Here is an 18,034-nt window from a genome sequence, read left to right as displayed (position 1 = left end):
TGAGATGAAAGAGAGCAGCCCTTTGCTCCAGCTAAGAAAGGTGGGATACCAGGCTGGCGCCACGAAAATTCTCAATAACATCAGTTTCATGCTGAATGCCGGGGAATTTAAACTGATTACCGGCCCATCCGGGTGCGGTAAAAGCACATTGCTAAAGATTGTGGCGTCATTAATCAGCCCGGATACGGGGGATATCCTGTTCGAAGGCGAAGAGATTGCCACGCTTAAGCCCGAAACTTACCGCCAGCAGGTCTCTTATTGTGCCCAGACGCCAGTGCTGTTTGGCGATACGGTGTATGACAACCTGATTTTCCCCTGGCAGATCCGCAACAAAACGCCGGAACCGAAGGCTTTTCTCGCCGATCTGGCGCAGTTTGAGCTACCGGAAACCATTTTACAGAAAAACATTACGGCGCTTTCCGGCGGGGAAAAACAACGTATCTCATTGATCCGTAATTTACAGTTTATGCCGCAGGTTCTGCTGCTGGATGAGATCACCAGTGCGCTGGATGAGCGCAATAAAGAGAATGTGAATGACATTATTCATCGCTATGTTCGCGATAAAAATATTGCCGTGCTGTGGGTAACTCACGATAAAGATGAAATTAATCATGCGGATAATGTGATTACGCTTCAGCCTCATGCCGGAGAAATGCAGGAAGCTACCTATGAACGAGCATAATATAACGAATGAGTCGCTGGCGTTATCGATGATGCTGGTGGTTGTGGCTATTCTGATTAGCCACAAAGAGAAACTGGCGCTGGAAAAAGATATTCTCTGGAGCGTTGCCCGTGCGGTAATCCAGCTTGTTATCGTCGGCTATGTTCTGAAATACATTTTTGGCGTCAATCACGCCATCCTGACATTATTGATGGTGCTGTTTATCTGTTTTAACGCGGCGTATAACGCGCAAAAACGCAGTAAATATATTGATAAAGCGTTTACCTCGTCGTTTATTGCGATTACGACCGGAGCGGGGCTGACGCTGGCGGTACTGGTATTGTCAGGATCTATCGAGTTTACGCCGATGCAGGTGATCCCGATTTCCGGCATGATTGCGGGTAACGCGATGGTGGCGGTAGGGCTGTGCTACAACAATCTGGGCCAGCGATTCAGCAGCGAGCAGCAGCAAATTCAGGAGAAGCTCAGTCTGGGCGCAACGCCGAAAACGGCGTCTGCGGGGCTTATTCGCGACAGTATTCGCGCGTCGCTGATCCCGACCATTGATTCGGCAAAAACGGTTGGGCTGGTGAGCTTACCGGGGATGATGTCCGGGTTGATTTTTGCCGGTATCGATCCGGTAAAAGCGATTAAGTATCAGATAATGGTGACTTTTATGCTGCTATCCACAGCAAGCCTGTCGACCATTATCGCCTGCTATTTAACCTACCGGAAATTCTATAATTCGCGCCACCAACTGGTGGTGACGCATTTAAAGAAGATGTGATGCCGGAGGGATCGGTATTTTTAGCGTTTGTAGGCCCGATAAGCGTAGCGCCATCGGGCAAAATGTAGCGGATTAGTACAACAGCGCGTACAGCTGGCGGCGGAATTTCGACGCCAGCGCATCGCCGGTGCCTAACGCGGCGAGGATCTCCTGGAACGTTTTCCGTGCCTGACCGTCTGCGGCGGCGAGATCTTTCTTCAAATGGCTGAACAATAACTCCAGCGCCTCTTCGTTACGCCCGACCTGATGCAGTTGCAGCGCCAGTTGCGCCGCCAGCGCTGCATCTTCTGGATTGTCCGCAACCTGCTGTTGCAGTTGCTGGATTTCCGGGGTGTCGGCCGCCTGTTTCAGTAAATCAATCTGCGCGACCAGGCCCTGATAGCGGGTGTCCTGATCCTGTAACGGAATGGTTTTCAGCACGGCTTCGGCGTCTTCCGTACGGTTGAGGGCAATCTGGGTTTCCGCCAGCAGCAGGCCGATCTCGCCGTTCTGATGAGAGAGCTGCCAGGCGTCTTTCAGCAGCGGCAGCGCTTCAATGTAGTTGCCCTCCAGCATCAGTTGCATCGCCTGCTGCGCTTTCAGCTCTTCTTCACGCGGCAGCACTTTGTCGAGCAGCGCGCGAATCGCTTCTTCCGGCTGCGGCCCCTGGAAGCCGTCGACCGGCTGACCGTTCTGGAACAGATACACGGTAGGAATAGCGCGCAAGCCAAACTGGGAGGCGATCATCTGCTCGGCGTCGCAGTCGAGCTTCGCGAGGATAAACTGGCCATTGTACTGTGCGGCAAGGCTTTCCAGCACTGGTGTCAGTTGCAGGCAATGCTGGCTGCGTTCAGACCAAAAATAGAACAGAACCGGGGTGGTCATCGACTGTTCGAGGGTCTGTTGCAGGTTAGATTCGTTAATATTGACAATATTTTGTACGGACATGGAGTCACTCTCTTTATGTCTGGTTCTCTTTTACATGGGGGCTGACGCGCGCGCTTCAACTTAACCCTGCAAAATTTTGTCCATTGCGCGTCCCGGCAGCACGCGCTTCAGCAGCGTGACCGCCCACGTCACCATCGTAACCGGGTAGCGTAATTTCGGTTTGTCGCTCTCAAAAGCATGGCGGACTTTAGCGACAACGGCTTCTGGCCCGAGCGTAAAACGCGCGGCAATCCCCGGATTTTCTACCGGTTTGTCGCTCTGGGTCTGGCTGACGTTATCGGTAAACCGGGTACGAATCGGGCCGGGTTCGATCAGGCTGACCTTAATACCCGTGTGACGCAACTCCATGCGTAGCGCATCGGACCAGGCTTCCAGCGCATATTTGCTGGCGGCATAGGCGCCGCGCCCTGGTGTGGAGATCAGCCCCATCACGGATGAGGTCATCACAATGCGCCCTTCGCCGTACGGCAGCATAGCAGGGAGCAGGCGCATAGTGAGCTGGTGCGCGCCAAAGAAATTGGCGGAAAACTGCTGCTCCATCTGCGCGCGGCTGATAGTGGTAAGCGGGCCATACACGCCGTATCCGGCATTGTTAAAGATCCCATATAAACGATTATCGGTCAGGGCGATCACGTCGTCTGCGGCGCGATCCACGCTTTCCGGCGAGTCGAGGTCGATCAGCACGCCGGTGAATCCCATGCTGTTCATCCGCGTGACGTCATCGGGTTTACGGCAACCTGCCAGAATTTGAAAACCCTGACGTTTCAGTTCAAGAGCGCTTTCCAGACCGATTCCGCTGGAACATCCTGTAATTAAGACCGATTTTTGCATAACTTTACCTGTCAGGATCTCCGTTGATTTACGAGTCGTGGTTAACTAATGGGGTTAGTTGTTGCGCCATCCAGTCGGCAATAAACGGCTGGGCGTCGCGATTAGGATGAATACCGTCGTCCTGCATCCATTGTGGTTTCAGATAAACCTCTTCCATAAAAAAGGGCAGAAGCGGAATATCAAACTCTTTGGCAAGCCGTGGGTAGATGGCGCTAAAGGTTTCATTATAACGGCGACCATAGTTTGCGGGCAGACGAATTTGCATGAGCAACGGCTCGGCGTTTGCGGCCTTCACATCCAGCAGGATTTTACGCAGGGTTTGCTCGGTTTGCTGAGGTTGAAAACCGCGCAGGCCGTCATTGCCGCCAAGCTCGACCAGAACCCAGCGGGGCTGATGCTGCTTCAGCAGCGCAGGCAGACGCGCCTGGCCTTGCTGCGAGGTGTCGCCGCTAATGCTGGCATTGATGACCGGCGTTTTGTCCTGCCATTTGTCGTTAAGCAGCGCAGGCCAGGCCGCGCTGGCGGACATGCGGTATCCGGCGCTCAGGCTGTCACCCAGAATTAATAACGTGTCCGCTGCGGCGGCGCGGAACGTTAACAGGACCAGAAACAGGAAGGGCAAATGCCAGCGGAAAACATTGTTGAAGTTCATCGTCTTAAGAAGTCCGTCGGTCAGGGTGAGCATGAGCTTTCCATCCTTACCGGAGTTGAACTGGTTGTCAAACGCGCCGAGACTATTGCGCTGATCGGCGAGTCGGGATCGGGGAAATCGACGCTGCTGGCGATTCTGGCCGGGCTGGATGATGGCAGCAGCGGTGAGGTGAATCTGGTTGGGCAGTCTCTGCACACGATGGATGAAGAGGCGCGGGCGCAGCTGCGCGCGCAGCATGTCGGCTTTGTTTTCCAGTCTTTTATGTTGATTCCCACGCTGAATGCCCTGGAAAACGTTGAACTGCCCGCCTTGCTGCGGGGAGAGAACAGCGGGAAAAGCCGCGATGGCGCGAAAGCGTTGCTGGAACAGTTAGGCCTGGGGAAACGTCTTGATCATCTTCCGGCCCAGCTTTCCGGCGGCGAGCAGCAGCGTGTGGCGCTGGCGAGAGCGTTCAACGGGCGGCCGGACGTGCTGTTTGCCGATGAACCGACGGGAAACCTTGACCGGCAGACCGGGGATAAAATCGCCGACCTGCTGTTTTCGCTTAATCGCGAACATGGCACCACCCTGATTCTGGTGACGCACGACCCGCAGCTGGCGGCGCGTTGCGACCGACGATTACGCCTGGTGGATGGGCAGTTGCAGGAGGAGGCATGATTGCACGCTGGTTCTGGCGCGAATGGCGCTCACCTTCCTTACTGATTGTCTGGCTGGCGCTGAGTCTGGCGGTGGCCTGCGTGCTGGCGCTGGGCAATATCAGCGATCGCATGGAAAAGGGTTTAAGTCAGCAAAGCCGTGATTTTATGGCCGGAGACCGGGCGCTGCGCAGTTCGCGCGAGGTACCGCTGGCGTGGATCGATGAGGCGCGCAAACGCGGTCTGAAAGTGGGCGAACAGATGACCTTCGCCACCATGACCTTCGCGGACGATACGCCGCAGTTGGCCAGCGTCAAAGCGGTGGATGACGTTTATCCGATGTACGGTGAGCTGCAAACGAATCCGCCGGGGTTAAAACCGCAGCCGGGTTCCGTGTTGCTGGCGCCAAGACTGATGGCGCTCCTCAACCTGAAAACGGGTGACAGCATCGACGTCGGCGACGCCACGCTGCGTATTGCTGGCGAGGTGGTACAGGAGCCGGATTCCGGGTTTAACCCTTTCCAGATGGCGCCACGCCTGATGATGCACATTGCGGATGTTGAAAAAACGGGCGCAGTACAGCCGGGAAGCCGCGTGACGTGGCGTTATAAGTTTGGCGGTACGCCGCAGCAGTTGGACGGCTATGAAAAGTGGCTATTGCCGCAGCTTAAGCCTGAACATCGCTGGTATGGGCTGGAACAAGATGAAGGCGCGCTGGGCAAATCGCTTGAACGCTCGCAGCAGTTCCTGCTGCTGTCGGCGCTGTTAACGTTGCTGTTAGCAGTCGCGGCGGTGGCGGTGGCGATGAGCCACTACTGCCGCAGCCGCTACGATCTGATTGCGATCCTCAAAACGCTGGGGGCGGGCAGGGCGCAGCTGCGCAAGCTGATCGTCGGGCAGTGGGGGATGCTGCTGGCTCTTTCCGCCGTGACGGGAGGCGCCATTGGGTTATTGTTCGAGAACGTGCTAATGGTGCTTCTTAAACCGGTGTTACCCGCCGTTCTGCCGCCAGCCAGCCTCTGGCCGTGGCTGTGGGCGCTGGGAACGATGATCATCATTTCTTTGCTGGTTGGACTGCGTCCGTATCGTTTGCTGCTGGCGACGCAGCCGTTGCGTGTGCTGCGGCGTGATGTGGTTGCGCGTGTCTGGCCGCTGAAGGTGTATCTTCCGGTGGTCACGGTTGTCGTCGTCGCGCTGCTCGCGGGGTTGATGGGCGGCAGCATGTTGCTGTGGGCGGTGCTGGCCGGCGCGGTGGTGCTGGCGCTACTTTGCGGTGTGCTGGGCTGGATGCTGTTGAACGTGCTGCGTGGTATGACGTTGACATCGCTGCCTCTGCGCCTGGCCGTAAGCCGACTGCTGCGCCAGCCGTGGTCCACGTTAAGCCAGCTCTCGGCTTTTTCGCTCTCTTTTATGCTGCTGGCGCTTCTGCTGGTGCTGCGCGGCGATCTGCTGGATCGCTGGCAACAACAACTGCCGCCGGAAAGTCCGAACTATTTCCTCATCAATATCGCTTCTGAACAGGTGGTGCCGCTGAAAGCCTTCCTGTCTGAGCATCAGGTGATCCCGGAGGCATTCTTCCCGATCGTGCGGGCGCGACTGACGGAGATTAATGGTCTGCCGACCGAAGGAAATCAGGACGAAGCGCTTAACCGTGAGCTGAATCTGACGTGGCAGGATACGCGCCCGGATCATAACCCGATTACCGCCGGAAGCTGGCCGCCAAAAGCGGGAGAGGTCTCGATAGAGGAAGGGCTGGCGAAGCGGCTGAATATACAACTCGGCGATCGCGTGACCTTTATGGGCGATACCCAGGACTTTAGCGCGACGGTCAGCAGCCTGCGCAAAGTAGACTGGGAAAGTCTGCGGCCTAACTTCTTCTTTATCTTCCCCTCCGGCGCGCTGGACGGGCAGCCGCAGAGCTGGCTTACCAGCTTCCGTTGGGAAAATGGCAACGGCATGCTGACGCAGCTTAATCGCGAGTTCCCGACCATCAGCCTGCTGGATATCGGCGCGATCCTGAAACAGGTCGGTCAGGTGCTGGAGCAGGTCAGTCGGGCGCTGGAGGTGATGGTGGTGCTGGTCACGGCCTGCGGCATGCTGTTGTTACTGGCGCAGGTTCAGGTCGGAATGCGTCAACGTCATCAGGAACTGGTGGTCTGGCGCACCTTAGGCGCGGGCAAAAAACTGCTGCGCACCACGCTCTGGTGTGAATTTGCCATGCTGGGTATGGTCTCCGGGCTGGTGGCGGCGATCGGCGCGGAAACTGCGCTGGCGGTGCTGCAAAGCCAGGTGTTCGATTTTCCGTGGGAACCGGACTGGCGCGTGTGGATTATTTTGCCCGTCTGCGGCGCATTATTACTTTCATTATGCGGCGGATGGCTCGGTGCGCGTCTGTTAAAAGGCAAAGCGTTATTTCGCCAGTTTAATAATTAATTTATAGATGTGATGATCACACACCGGTTTTTATACCGGTGTGTAGTTTTAATAATATAATTTATATACGTGATGATTACGCACCGGTGTTTATACTGGTGTGTACTCCCTATGTGGCACGAATTGTTAACCCCTCGATTTTTAGTAGCACAAAACATTAAAAACCCGCCAACACGACAGGATTAATACCAGTTAATATTTAATTGCTAAATAGTTAGCGGGCTATGCCCGTTGTTTTTTACGTTGCCGGTATTTTGCCGGCAGTGCGAATAATGACGGGTAAATCTATCAAGGAAAATATAATGACAATAAAAAAAACAGCGCTGGCGGCATCGATCGGCGCGGCAGTGGCATTAACGTCTTTCGCATCTCAGGCGGAAATCACTGTTCTGAAACAAGATCCACAGGCGGGTAATCCGCTGAGCCGTCTTAACTTCACCGTTGGCGGCAGTATTCGTCCTCAGTTCCAGAATATGGCTGGCGACGACGGTAAAAATGGTTACAAACGTAATGGCTTCGATGGCGGCACCCGTTTCCGTTTCGCGGCTGATTACTATCTGTTTGATGACATTAGCTGGGTCAGCTACTACGAGCTGGGCGTTAACTTCCCGGCGATGTTCAACTGGGATAATCACTACGCAGACGGCGCGAACGACACCACTCGTCGTATGCTGTACACCGGTCTGAAAAGCGATACCTGGGGTACGCTGACTTTCGGTCAACAGAACAGCGTTTATTATGATGTGGTTGGCGTGAAAACCGATATCTGGGACTATGACATGATTGGTCAGGCGCCAGGCAACGGTATCAACGGCGACTATGACGGTTCTTACCGTACCCGTAAATCCCTGAAGTATAAGAAAACAGTCGGCGACGTCGATCTCTACGCGTCTTATCTGTTCAGCGATGATTACAACCCGAACAACGGCCTGCGCTACAAGCGTAAAGGCGGCGGTTCTCTGGGTGCGGATTACCACATCACGGACGATCTGACCTGGGGTACGGCGTGGAACTATACGCGTGCGGAAATGCGCCCAGGTAACGGTGGCGACGGTAAAGACTACGATCAAAATATCGTTGGTACTGCGCTTAGCTGGACGCCGGATAACTGGACTTTCGCGCTGGGCGGCGGCTGGTATCAGAACTTCATGACCACCAAACGCGTAGACGCGCATGACTACTTTGCGGGCGACGCATGGGGTATTGAATACTTTGCCGGTTATAAATTCCCGATCAACCAGTATGCGGTGAAATCTATTCAGCCGTACTTTATGGGTGACCGTATTGAATATGTGAACGGCCGTAACTACCAGCGTATTGATAATGGCGTCGGTATTAGCTTCCAGCTGGATTATGGTTTCCGCGTGGATTACGAACACGTATTCACCTCCAGCACCGACGATCTGGGCGATATGAACCTGGTTCGTCTGCGTTACGACTTCTAATTGACGCCTGCCAAACCGAATGCCCGATGGCGCTTGCGCTAATCGGGCCTACGAGTGCAGCACAATAATAGAGCGTCCAGGCCGGATAAGGCATTTATGCTGCTATCCGGCTTTTTCATTTCTTCCCATCCCCTTTCAACGACATACTCTGCAACATCATGAAATAATTTCAAGGACAACAGGTTGTGAACTGTGTCATGTTAACAAATAGCCTTGTATTCAGGCCCAAATGAACAACGTCGCATCGCACGGCGTACTGCACTGCATCACAACATTTAAAAGGGAGAAATTATGGGACTGCGTCAGAGTTTACGCGTTGCCGCCGGGGCGCTTTTGCTGGCCTGCGGCCTGCAATTTGCTCATGCTAATAACGATCCACAGACTATTGTATTCGGCGTCGCGCCGGGTCCGTATGGCGATATGGTCAAACAGGCCATCGCGCCAACGCTGAAAGAGAAAGGCTACAAGGTCGTGGTGCGCGAATTTAGCGACTATGTTCAGCCAAACATGGCGTTATCCAATGGCAGCATTGACGCTAACCTGTTCCAGCATACGCTCTATTTTGAAAAATTCACCGCCGATAAAGGGCTGAAACTGACGAAGCTGATCGTCGTGCCGACGGCCGGAATGGGGTTCTATTCCCGTAAAATCAACAGCCTGGACGAGCTGAAGAAAGGGGACATTATCACCCTGTCGAATGACCCGACCAATCTGGCGCGCGGTCTGCGTTTCCTGCAATCAATCGGTCTTATCACCATTAAAGACAATATCGACCCGACGAAAGCCTCTGAGCGTGATATCGCCAGCAACCCGAAAGGGCTGGTGTTTAAACCGCTGGAAGCGGCACAGCTGCCGCGCACGCTGGATGGCGTGACCGGCGCGCTGGTTAACGGTAATTTCGCCGTTGCGGCGGGGCTGGATCTTTCCAGCGCGCTAAAACAAGAGCAACTGGATGAAAACCTGAAAAATATCATTGCCGTACGCAGTGAAGATGCCGACAAGCCGTTCGCGAAAGATATTGTCGACGCGGTGAAATCTCCGGCCTACCGTGCGGTTATTGACGATCCGAAGAATATTTACAGCGCCTTCCAGAAGCCGGAATGGATGACCGCAGACAAATAATCGCTGCGCAAGGGAATTAACGGGGCAGCGGCGACTGCCCTTTTCGCATTTCTGAGGTGAGCATGATTGAGATTGAAAAGGTCTGCGTGGATTTCACGGCAGGCCGTGGCGCATCGACCCGCGCGGTGGATGACGTCAGCCTGCGGATAGCGGCGGGCGAAATTTTTGGCATTGTCGGCACCAGCGGCGCGGGGAAAAGTACGCTGCTGCGTACCCTTAATGCCTTAACGCGCCCGAGTCAGGGAAGCGTGAAAGTGAACGGTGTGGCGATCTCTGCGCTGGAAGGGGCGAATCTGCGTAAAGCCCGCCAGCGTATTGGGATGATTTTCCAGCACTTTAATCTGATGCATACCCGCACGGTGGCGCAAAACGTCGCTTTCAGCCTGAAATCCGCCGGATGGGAGCGCAGCAAGATCGCCCCGCGCGTTGCCGAAATTCTGGCGCTGGTCGGGCTGGCGGATAAGGCGAACCGCTTTCCGGTACAGCTTAGCGGCGGTCAAAAGCAGCGAGTGGGGATTGCCCGCGCGATCGCCAACCATCCAGATGTACTGCTCTGCGACGAACCGACTTCCGCGCTGGATCTGGAAACGTCAGCGACCATTCTGGCGCTGCTCAAACAGATTAACGAACAGCTGGGGATCACGATCGTGCTGATCACCCATGAGATGAATGTGATCAAGTCCATCTGCGATCGCGTGGCGGTGATGTCCGGCGGCAAAGTGGTGGAGTCGGGCGACGTGTTTGATGTTTTCGCTCATCCGCAGCACGCCTTCACACAGCAGCTGGTGTCGCACACCCTCAATCTGACGTTACCGGAACGTCTGCGCCAGCATTTGCCCGGACAGTTACTGAAAATTCTGTTTATCGGTGATTCGGCAGAGCAGCCGGTGTTGTCTGATGTGGCGGTGAAGTTCGGCGTAGCGGTGAACATTCTGCACGGCAAAATTGAATATATCGGCGAACGCGCGTTGGGGATTTTAGTGGTGCAACTGACTGCGCCGCACAACCCGTCAGCGGTGGATGCCGCGGTAGCGCATATTCGGCAACGTACTGCGCAGGTGGAGGTGATTCGTGGATGATTTACTGCCGGATTTAACGCTGGCGTTCAATGAAACCTTTCAAATGCTGAGCATTTCAACGGTGCTGGCGGTTGTCGGCGGGCTGCCGCTCGGCTTCCTTATCTTTGTCACCGACCGGAATCTGTTCTGGCAGAATCGCTTCGTGTATCTGGTGAGTTCGGTTCTGGTGAACATTATCCGCTCGGTGCCGTTCGTGATTTTGCTGGTGCTGCTGTTGCCGCTCACGCAATTTTTGCTCGGCAATACCATCGGGCCGATTGCCGCCTCCGTCCCTCTCTCTGTTGCGGCGATAGCGTTCTATGCGCGTCTGGTTGATAGCGCGCTGCGTGAGGTTGATAAAGGGATTATCGAAGCGGCAGAAGCGTTCGGCGCCAGTCCTATGCGCATTATCTGCACCGTACTGCTGCCAGAGGCCAGCGCCGGTCTGCTACGCGGGCTGACCATCACGCTGGTGAGTCTGATTGGCTATTCCGCGATGGCCGGGATTGTCGGCGGCGGCGGGGTCGGCGACCTGGCGATTCGCTACGGTTATTACCGCTACGAAACCCAGGTGATGATTGTCACCGTGGTCGCGTTGATTATTCTGGTGCAGGTTGTACAGATGCTCGGCGACTGGCTGGCGAAACGCGCCGATAAACGCGACAGACATTAGGGCATAATATTTGTAGGCCGGATAAGGCGTTAGCCGCCATCCGGCAGAATGCCTGCAATCGCTAGTTTTGAAGCCACTGTGCAACGTCCTGCCATATGCCGCGAAAGACGATTTTCGCGGCTTTCTTTTCCAGTTGATAGCGATACATTGGATCGTAGTATTCGTTGAGGAGCGGCACCAGCCAGGCCAGATGCCCGTCGGTACTGCCGCTGGCCTGCTGCATGGCCAGCGCAGCGTCTAGTTTTACCGTCAGCTCTTTAAAACGCTGCAAACCAAGGCGGCGCTGAATAGCGGAAAGCCCATGATGCAGATAGTCGCTGTACGCCTGCCAGCCGTCTTCTTCCCCGCAGGCATGGGTGAAATCGCGATGCATGCGGATAAAATACTCTTCGCGCAGCCGCTCCAGACGCAGCTCGAACGGATCGTCCACAACCGCAATGGATGCCTGCGCCATGCGTTCGCGCAGACATTCGGGCAGATGATTTGCGCCAATCATCCGGCCTTCGTCTTCCAGCACCCACATCTGCAACTCCTGACGGGCGTCGGTTTTCAACATCTCCACGGCGAGCTGGTTTTCAAAACTGGCCTGACTCAGCTGCGGCTTCAGCGTGCGGCCGAATGACGAACCGCGATGATGCGCCAGCCCTTCCAGATCCACGCCGTTCGGCTGCTGTCGAACCAACTGTGTTTTTCCGCTGCCGGTACAGCCGCCAATTAAGATCATGGGTTTTTGTACCAGCGTGTCGGTGATGTGCATGGCCGCCTGGCGGAGCGCTTTGTAGCCGCCCTGGATCAGCGGATAATCCACGCCGGACTCATGTAGCCATTGTTGTACGATATGCGAACGCTGACCGCCGCGCGCGCAGCAGAGATAACCCCGGGGATGTTGAATACAGGCTTTTCGCCAGGCCTCCAGCCGCCGTTGACGCTCGTCGCCGGCAACGAGTTTATGGCCCAACGCCAGTGCCGCTTCCGGCCCCTGGCGTTTGTAACAGGTGCCGACTGCCGCGCGTTCTTCATCATTCATTAAGGGCAGGTTAATCGCGGCGGGCATGGCGCCCTGCGTAAATTCTATCGGCGCGCGAACGTCGATTAAAGGCGTATCGGCCGCCAGAATGGCGCGATAGTCCGTCCCATCGTTCATTGTGGAATCCTGAAAAAAAACAAACGGCAATGATGGGGATTTTACGCGCTGAAGGAGGAGCCGGAAAAGGATAAGATTCCTTTCCCGGCATTTTATGTATTACTTAAGCTTACTTTGCGCCCAGATGATGCCGCTGGCGTATTCCGGCGGTAGCAAGGGAACTAAGGCCTCCAGCGTTGCGCTTAAGCGATCGGTATCGCTGTCGGTCAGGTTCAGGTGGCCCACTTTACGCCCCTCGCGAACCTCTTTGTCGTACCAGTGCAGATGTACCAGCGGCAGTTTCAGCCAGTCGTAATTCAGAGCGCTGCCAATCAGGTTCACCATCACGGACGGGCTGTCCACGACCGGTGACGGTAACGGCAGGCCGGTGATCGCGCGCAGATGCAGCTCAAACTGGCTGATGCTGGCGCCGTTTTGCGTCCAGTGCCCGCTGTTGTGTACCCGCGGCGCCAGTTCGTTGATGAGCAACCCTTCCGGCGTGATAAAACACTCCATCGCCATGACGCCGACATAACCCAGTTCATGCATGATGGCGGAGAGCATGGCTTCCGCCTGTTCCTGCTGTTTCGCGTTGGCCTGCGGGAACGCTACGCTGGTGCGCAGAATCCCGTCCTGGTGCAGGTTGTGCGTCAGCGGGTAGAACACGGTGCTGCCGTCATGGGCGCGTGCGCCGACTAACGACACTTCGCCAGAGAAGTTAATGCCCTGTTCAACAATGCACTCGCCGTAACCGTCGTCCGGGAACTGAGCGGTTTCATCCGCGCGTAAACGCCACTGCCCACGGCCGTCGTAACCGCCGACGCGCCGTTTGACGATAGCCAGTTCGCCCAGACGCGCAAATACGGCGGGCCACTCGTCCCGGCTTGCCAGCAACTGCCAGGGCGCCGTCGCCAGCGAGAGTTTGTCAAAAAGCTGCTTTTGCGTCAGGCGGTCGGCAATAATCGGGAAAACGTCGCGGTTGACGAAAGCCGGGTGGCGCGCCAGTTCGCGGGTCAGCGCGGTTTCCGGCCAGCGTTCGATTTCCGCTGTGATCACGCTTTGCTGAACCGGAACGGCGGTAGGTTCCGCGTCCAGCCCGACAGGCCAGACGGTGATGCCCAACGGTTCGCCCGCCTGACGCAGCATCCGTCCTAACTGGCCGTTACCCAGTACGCAGACCTGCTTCATGCCGCACCTCGTGGGTCGGGATTCTCAAGCACCTCATCGGTCTGGGCTTTACGCCAGTCCGCCAGACGTTGGCGCAGGTCTTTATCGTGTGTCGCCAGAATTTGTGCTGCCAGCAGCGCCGCGTTCGCCGCGCCCGCTTTGCCGATCGCCAGCGTGCCGACCGGAATGCCGCGCGGCATCTGGACGATAGAGTAGAGGCTGTCCACGCCGCTCAGCGCAGCGCTTTGCACCGGCACGCCCAGTACCGGCACCAGCGTTTTTGCCGCAATCATTCCCGGCAGATGCGCCGCGCCGCCAGCACCGGCAATAATCACCTGATAACCCTTCTCTTCGGCGCTCTCGGCGAAACTGAACAGCTTATCGGGGGTGCGGTGTGCGGAAACCACTTCAACGTGGTGTGGAACGTTCAGGATATCGAAGATTTCGGCGGCAAACTGCATGGTAGCCCAGTCGCTTTTGGACCCCATCACGATGGCGACACGCGCCGGATTATTGCGGGAAGACATGCGTCTTAAAACTCCTGTGGTGCACAACTCTCGGCTTTTGAGGGCACAGAGAATAGCACGGAAATACGCCAAGGAAAACGGTTGCGTACCTTATGACGTCGTCAATTCACGGGAGAGGTTAAAACGGGAAATGGAGAAGCTCAACGTCATCCGGCGTGACTTTGACCATCGACCCTTCGCTATGCCAGGCGCCTAAAACAACGCGGAACGCGGGTTTGCCGTTAGCGCTCAGTTCGTGAACGTCCGGGCGATGGGTATGACCATGAATCAGCCATTGCACATGGTGTTTTTCCATTTCGGCCACCACGGCCTGTGGATTAACGTCCATGATCTCCAGTGACTTGCTGCTGTTGGCGGCTTTGCTGCCTGCGCGCATTCTGGCGGCAATACGATTGCGGATAAACAGCGGCAGGGCGAGGAACAGCGTCTGTAGCCAGGGTTTGTGAACTTTGGCGCGAAACGTCTGGTAACCGGCATCGTCGGTGCAGAGCGTGTCGCCGTGCATAATCAATACGCGACGGCCATAGAGGTCGAGCACCTTTTCCTGCGGCAATAGCGTCATTCCGCTTTCACGGGCAAAGCGTTTGCCGATCAAAAAATCACGGTTGCCGTGAATAAAGAAGCAGGGAACGCCGGAATCTACAACGGCTTTAATGGCTGCGGCCATTTCTCGGTGCAACGGGTTGGGATCGTCGTCGCCTATCCAGGCTTCGAAAAGGTCGCCAAGAATGTACAGCGCATCGGCCTGGCGCGCGTCACCGGCTAAAAAACGCAGAAAACCGGCGGTGATCGCCGGTTCTTCCGTGCAGAGGTGAAGATCTGCAATAAACAGTGTCGCCACGATTACTCGCTGACGGTCACGTTTTCGATGATAACGTCTTCTTTCGGCACGTCCTGATGCATACCGCTGCGGCCTGTTGATACGCCTTTGATTTTATCAACCACGTCCATGCCTTCCACGACTTCAGCGAATACGCAGTAGCCCCAGCCCTGCATGCTTTCGCCAGAGAAGTTCAGGAAGTCGTTGTCGGCCACGTTGATGAAGAACTGCGCCGTTGCGGAGTGTGGAGCCTGAGTACGCGCCATTGCCAGCGTGCCACGGGTGTTTTTCAGACCGTTGTTGGCTTCGTTTTTGATCGCTTCTTTGGTCGCTTTCTGCTTCATGCCAGGTTCAAAACCGCCGCCCTGAATCATGAAACCGTTAATAACACGGTGGAAAATGGTGTTGTTGTAAAAACCTTCGCGGCAGTAGTCCAGGAAGTTTTTAACTGTTTCAGGCGCTTTGTCATCAAACGTTTTGATTACGATATCGCCGTGATTAGTGTGGAAAGTAACCATTTTTGCATCCTGTTCCGATATAGTGGTGCTTCGACCCCGATAAGGGTCACATATAGGGGGGTGTTATAGCATAACCGCACGCTGCGATCACCTCGCAAAGTGTGCTGCTTCGATTACGAATAATATGTATCATACGGATATTATTACCCACACACGTCTATACGGAATCTTCGATGTTAAAAATCTTTAATACACTGACGCGCCAAAAAGAGGAATTCAAACCTATTCATGCCGGGGAAGTCGGCATGTACGTGTGTGGTATTACCGTTTACGACCTCTGTCATATCGGTCACGGGCGTACGTTTGTCGCCTTCGATGTCGTTGCGCGCTATTTGCGTTTCCTCGGTTATACGCTGAAGTACGTGCGTAACATTACCGATATCGACGACAAGATCATTAAACGGGCGAACGAAAACGGTGAAAGCTTTGTCGCGCTGGTCGATCGTATGATTGCGGAGATGCACAAAGATTTTGATGCGCTGAATATTCTGCGCCCGGATCTGGAGCCGCGTGCAACGCACCATATCGCCGAAATTATTGAGATCACCGAACAGCTGATCGCCAAAGGTCACGCTTATGTGGCGGACAATGGCGACGTGATGTTCGACGTGCCGACCGACCCGAACTACGGTCAGCTGTCGCGCCAGGATCTGGAACAGCTACAGGCGGGCGCTCGCGTTGACGTCGTTGACGTAAAACACAACCCGATGGACTTCGTGCTGTGGAAGATGTCCAAAGAGGGCGAACCGAGCTGGCCGTCGCCGTGGGGCGCGGGTCGTCCGGGCTGGCACATTGAATGTTCCGCCATGAACTGCAAACAGCTGGGCAACCATTTTGATATTCATGGCGGCGGTTCCGACCTGATGTTCCCGCACCATGAGAACGAAATCGCCCAGTCTACCTGCGCGCACGACGGTGAGTATGTGAACTACTGGATGCACTCCGGCATGGTGATGGTGGATCGTGAGAAGATGTCGAAATCGCTGGGCAACTTCTTTACCGTGCGTGATGTGCTGAAATACTACGACGCGGAAACCGTTCGCTACTTCCTGATGTCCGGCCACTATCGTAGCCAGCTCAACTACAGCGAAGAGAACCTCAAGCAGGCGCGTTCCGCCCTGGAGCGTCTGTACACCGCGCTGCGCGGAACGGACAAAACCGTTGCGCCTGCGGGCGGCGAAGCGTTTGAAGCGCGTTTTGTGGAGGCGATGAACGACGATTTCAACACGCCGGAAGCCTACTCCGTGCTGTTTGATATGGCGCGTGAGGTGAACCGTATGAAGAGTGAGGATATGGCTGCCGCGAATGCGATGGCGTCACATCTGCGTAAAATTTCCGGCGTGCTGGGGCTGCTGGAGCAGGAGCCGGAAGCGTTCCTGCAAAGCGGAGCGCAGGCGGATGACGGCGAAGTGGCTGAAATCGAAGCGTTAATTCAACAGCGTCTGGATGCGCGTAAAGCCAAAGACTGGGCGGCGGCGGATGCGGCGCGTGACCGTCTGAATGAGATGGGCATCGTGCTGGAAGATGGTCCGCAAGGGACAACCTGGCGCCGTAAATAACGTCATTGCCGAATGGCGGCTAACGCCTTATCCGGCCTACACTGGCATAACCAGTAGGCCGGATAAGACGCGATAGCGTCGCCATCCGGCACTCTGAATCAGGCGACGACGTTAACGCTTTGCCCTGCGAAGCTGACGGTTTGCCCGGCAACAATTTTGCAGCGTTTGCGGGTTTCAACCGCGCCATCAACCTTCACTAAACCTTCTGCAATGGCAATTTTCGCCTGGGCACCGCTTTCGCTCCAGCCTTCCAGTTTGAGCAGGTCGCACAACTCAACGTGCGGGTGCTTGCCTAAAGAGAATGTTGCCATGTTATTTACCTTGTGGATCGTGATATTCAACGCACGCCTGTAGCGTGTTTTCGATAAGTGTTGCGACCGTCATCGGACCGACGCCGCCCGGCACCGGGGTGATATAGGATGCGCGCGCGGCAGCGTCTTCAAAGACCACATCGCCGACCACTTTACCATTTTCCAGTCGGTTGATTCCGACATCAATCACGATGGCGCCTTCTTTAATCCACTCGCCGGGAATAAATCCGGGTTTGCCGACGGCGACAATCAGCAGATCGGCGTGTTCAACATGGCGACGCAGATCTTTGGTGAAGCGGTGAGTCACGGTCGTTGTGCAGCCTGCCAGCAGCAGTTCCATGCTCATCGGGCGACCGACGATATTCGAGGCGCCGATGACGACGGCATTCAGTCCGAAGGTATCGATGTTGTAACGCTCCAGCAGCGTGACGATGCCGCGCGGCGTACAGGGGCGCAGACGCGGCGCGCGCTGGCACAGACGGCCTACGTTGTAGGGATGAAAACCATCTACGTCTTTGTCCGGCGCAATGCGTTCCAGCACTTTGACGTTATCGATGCCCGCCGGTAACGGCAACTGCACCAGAATACCGTCGATAGTGTTGTCGGCGTTAAGCGTATCAATCAGCTCCAGCAGTTCTGCTTCGCTGGTGGTTTCGGGCAGGTCATAGGAGCGGGAGACGAATCCCACCTCTTCACAGGCTTTGCGCTTACTCGCCACATAAATCTGCGAAGCCGGGTTGCTGCCTACCAATACAACGGCCAACCCTGGAGCGCGAAGTCCGGCC

19 protein-coding genes are annotated in these 18,034 nt (G+C 55.7%); 9 read left to right on the top strand and 10 right to left on the bottom strand.

Annotated features, from left to right (window positions below; translation table 11 throughout):
- Positions 1-4: 4 nt before the first annotated feature.
- Positions 5-682: an iron efflux ABC transporter ATP-binding subunit FetA gene (fetA, locus tag OGV67_RS02775; protein WP_115614996.1), complete on the top strand. Its 678-nt coding sequence runs from the start codon at positions 5-7 to the stop codon at positions 680-682.
- Positions 669-1,448 carry an iron efflux ABC transporter permease subunit FetB gene (fetB, locus tag OGV67_RS02770; protein ID WP_047458353.1) on the top strand — a complete coding sequence of 260 codons (780 nt, stop codon included), beginning with the start codon at positions 669-671 and terminating at the stop codon, positions 1,446-1,448. Before fetA ends, fetB begins: the two co-directional genes overlap by 14 nt.
- Positions 1,449-1,520: 72 nt before the next feature.
- Here the strand turns inward: fetB and OGV67_RS02765 are convergent, their stop codons facing one another.
- From OGV67_RS02765 to tesA, 3 genes are read right to left on the bottom strand one after another with little or no spacing between them, the layout of a single operon-like run.
- Positions 1,521-2,375, bottom strand: a complete 855-nt coding sequence (locus tag OGV67_RS02765; protein ID WP_115614995.1) for a co-chaperone YbbN — start codon at positions 2,373-2,375, stop codon at positions 1,521-1,523.
- A 60-nt stretch (positions 2,376-2,435) separates the two neighbouring features.
- On the bottom strand, positions 2,436-3,206 hold the full coding sequence (locus OGV67_RS02760) for an SDR family oxidoreductase (protein WP_049009020.1): 771 nt from the start codon (positions 3,204-3,206) through the stop codon (positions 2,436-2,438).
- A gap of 28 nt (positions 3,207-3,234) precedes the next feature.
- A complete protein-coding gene (tesA, locus tag OGV67_RS02755; RefSeq protein WP_115615349.1) occupies positions 3,235-3,858 on the bottom strand; it encodes a multifunctional acyl-CoA thioesterase I/protease I/lysophospholipase L1 in 624 nt (207 codons plus the stop codon).
- Here tesA and ybbA point away from each other — a divergent pair.
- From ybbA to OGV67_RS02725, 6 genes are all read left to right on the top strand, one after another.
- A complete protein-coding gene (ybbA, locus tag OGV67_RS02750) occupies positions 3,829-4,515 on the top strand; it encodes a putative ABC transporter ATP-binding protein YbbA (RefSeq protein WP_012133471.1) in 687 nt (228 codons plus the stop codon). The two genes, tesA and ybbA, sit on opposite strands and share 30 nt — an antisense overlap.
- Positions 4,512-6,926, top strand: a complete 2,415-nt coding sequence (ybbP, locus tag OGV67_RS02745; protein ID WP_110494573.1) for a putative ABC transporter permease subunit YbbP — start codon at positions 4,512-4,514, stop codon at positions 6,924-6,926. Before ybbA ends, ybbP begins: the two co-directional genes overlap by 4 nt.
- Positions 6,927-7,228: 302 nt before the next feature.
- Positions 7,229-8,371: a porin gene (locus OGV67_RS02740; RefSeq protein ID WP_024130578.1), complete on the top strand. Its 1,143-nt coding sequence runs from the start codon at positions 7,229-7,231 to the stop codon at positions 8,369-8,371.
- A 291-nt stretch (positions 8,372-8,662) separates the two neighbouring features.
- Positions 8,663-9,493 carry a MetQ/NlpA family ABC transporter substrate-binding protein gene (locus OGV67_RS02735; protein ID WP_114847729.1) on the top strand — a complete coding sequence of 277 codons (831 nt, stop codon included), beginning with the start codon at positions 8,663-8,665 and terminating at the stop codon, positions 9,491-9,493.
- Between the two features lie 62 nt (positions 9,494-9,555).
- Complete coding sequence (gene sfbB / locus OGV67_RS02730; protein ID WP_012133465.1) at positions 9,556-10,572, top strand: virulence-associated ABC transporter ATP-binding protein SfbB; 1,017 nt, start codon at positions 9,556-9,558, stop codon at positions 10,570-10,572.
- Entirely contained in the window at positions 10,565-11,224 is a 660-nt protein-coding gene (locus OGV67_RS02725) for a methionine ABC transporter permease (RefSeq protein ID WP_012133464.1), read from the top strand. Before sfbB ends, OGV67_RS02725 begins: the two co-directional genes overlap by 8 nt.
- Positions 11,225-11,285: 61 nt before the next feature.
- Here the strand turns inward: OGV67_RS02725 and mnmH are convergent, their stop codons facing one another.
- The 5 genes from mnmH to ppiB all read right to left on the bottom strand — a co-directional run bounded on the left by mnmH (position 11,286) and on the right by ppiB (position 15,379).
- Complete coding sequence (gene mnmH, locus OGV67_RS02720) at positions 11,286-12,368, bottom strand: tRNA 2-selenouridine(34) synthase MnmH (RefSeq protein WP_115614994.1); 1,083 nt, start codon at positions 12,366-12,368, stop codon at positions 11,286-11,288.
- A gap of 99 nt (positions 12,369-12,467) precedes the next feature.
- Entirely contained in the window at positions 12,468-13,535 is a 1,068-nt protein-coding gene (purK, locus tag OGV67_RS02715; RefSeq protein ID WP_012133462.1) for a 5-(carboxyamino)imidazole ribonucleotide synthase, read from the bottom strand.
- Positions 13,532-14,041, bottom strand: a complete 510-nt coding sequence (gene purE / locus OGV67_RS02710; RefSeq protein WP_049011469.1) for a 5-(carboxyamino)imidazole ribonucleotide mutase — start codon at positions 14,039-14,041, stop codon at positions 13,532-13,534. The genes purK and purE overlap by 4 nt, the downstream gene beginning before the upstream one ends.
- A gap of 118 nt (positions 14,042-14,159) precedes the next feature.
- Positions 14,160-14,882, bottom strand: a complete 723-nt coding sequence (lpxH, locus tag OGV67_RS02705) for a UDP-2,3-diacylglucosamine diphosphatase (protein WP_200003498.1) — start codon at positions 14,880-14,882, stop codon at positions 14,160-14,162.
- Between the two features lie 2 nt (positions 14,883-14,884).
- Entirely contained in the window at positions 14,885-15,379 is a 495-nt protein-coding gene (gene ppiB / locus OGV67_RS02700) for a peptidylprolyl isomerase B (protein ID WP_003021875.1), read from the bottom strand.
- Between the two features lie 173 nt (positions 15,380-15,552).
- Here ppiB and cysS point away from each other — a divergent pair, with 173 nt between their 5' ends.
- On the top strand, positions 15,553-16,938 hold the full coding sequence (gene cysS, locus OGV67_RS02695; protein ID WP_115181883.1) for a cysteine--tRNA ligase: 1,386 nt from the start codon (positions 15,553-15,555) through the stop codon (positions 16,936-16,938).
- Between the two features lie 98 nt (positions 16,939-17,036).
- Here the strand turns inward: cysS and ybcJ are convergent, their stop codons facing one another.
- Complete coding sequence (ybcJ, locus tag OGV67_RS02690) at positions 17,037-17,249, bottom strand: ribosome-associated protein YbcJ (protein WP_047458327.1); 213 nt, start codon at positions 17,247-17,249, stop codon at positions 17,037-17,039.
- A gap of 1 nt (position 17,250) precedes the next feature.
- Positions 17,251-18,034: bifunctional methylenetetrahydrofolate dehydrogenase/methenyltetrahydrofolate cyclohydrolase FolD (folD, locus tag OGV67_RS02685; RefSeq protein WP_286464898.1), on the bottom strand; the 784-nt coding region annotated here is incomplete at its 5' end.

Origin of the sequence: Citrobacter sp. CK188 (assembly GCF_030333525.1) — a bacterium.
GTDB lineage: Bacteria > Pseudomonadota > Gammaproteobacteria > Enterobacterales > Enterobacteriaceae > Citrobacter_B > Citrobacter_B koseri.
Note: the sequence above shows the minus strand (reverse complement) of the source record. Positions and strands in the feature narration are given on the sequence as shown.

Bases quoted from the DNA above. Each gene is read 5' to 3' on its own strand.
- fetA (WP_115614996.1), top strand. From the start codon at position 5: ATGAAAGAGAGCAGCCCTTTGCTCCAGCTAAGAAAGGTGGGATACCAG.
- fetB (WP_047458353.1), top strand. From the start codon at position 669: ATGAACGAGCATAATATAACGAATGAGTCGCTGGCGTTATCGATGATG.
- OGV67_RS02765 (WP_115614995.1), bottom strand. From the start codon at position 2,375: ATGTCCGTACAAAATATTGTCAATATTAACGAATCTAACCTGCAACAG.
- OGV67_RS02760 (WP_049009020.1), bottom strand. From the start codon at position 3,206: ATGCAAAAATCGGTCTTAATTACAGGATGTTCCAGCGGAATCGGTCTG.
- ybbA (WP_012133471.1), top strand. From the start codon at position 3,829: ATGCCAGCGGAAAACATTGTTGAAGTTCATCGTCTTAAGAAGTCCGTC.
- tesA (WP_115615349.1), bottom strand. From the start codon at position 3,858: ATGAACTTCAACAATGTTTTCCGCTGGCATTTGCCCTTCCTGTTTCTG.
- ybbP (WP_110494573.1), top strand. From the start codon at position 4,512: ATGATTGCACGCTGGTTCTGGCGCGAATGGCGCTCACCTTCCTTACTG.
- OGV67_RS02740 (WP_024130578.1), top strand. From the start codon at position 7,229: ATGACAATAAAAAAAACAGCGCTGGCGGCATCGATCGGCGCGGCAGTG.
- OGV67_RS02735 (WP_114847729.1), top strand. From the start codon at position 8,663: ATGGGACTGCGTCAGAGTTTACGCGTTGCCGCCGGGGCGCTTTTGCTG.
- sfbB (WP_012133465.1), top strand. From the start codon at position 9,556: ATGATTGAGATTGAAAAGGTCTGCGTGGATTTCACGGCAGGCCGTGGC.
- mnmH (WP_115614994.1), bottom strand. From the start codon at position 12,368: ATGAACGATGGGACGGACTATCGCGCCATTCTGGCGGCCGATACGCCT.
- purK (WP_012133462.1), bottom strand. From the start codon at position 13,535: ATGAAGCAGGTCTGCGTACTGGGTAACGGCCAGTTAGGACGGATGCTG.
- purE (WP_049011469.1), bottom strand. From the start codon at position 14,041: ATGTCTTCCCGCAATAATCCGGCGCGTGTCGCCATCGTGATGGGGTCC.
- ppiB (WP_003021875.1), bottom strand. From the start codon at position 15,379: ATGGTTACTTTCCACACTAATCACGGCGATATCGTAATCAAAACGTTT.
- cysS (WP_115181883.1), top strand. From the start codon at position 15,553: ATGTTAAAAATCTTTAATACACTGACGCGCCAAAAAGAGGAATTCAAA.
- ybcJ (WP_047458327.1), bottom strand. From the start codon at position 17,249: ATGGCAACATTCTCTTTAGGCAAGCACCCGCACGTTGAGTTGTGCGAC.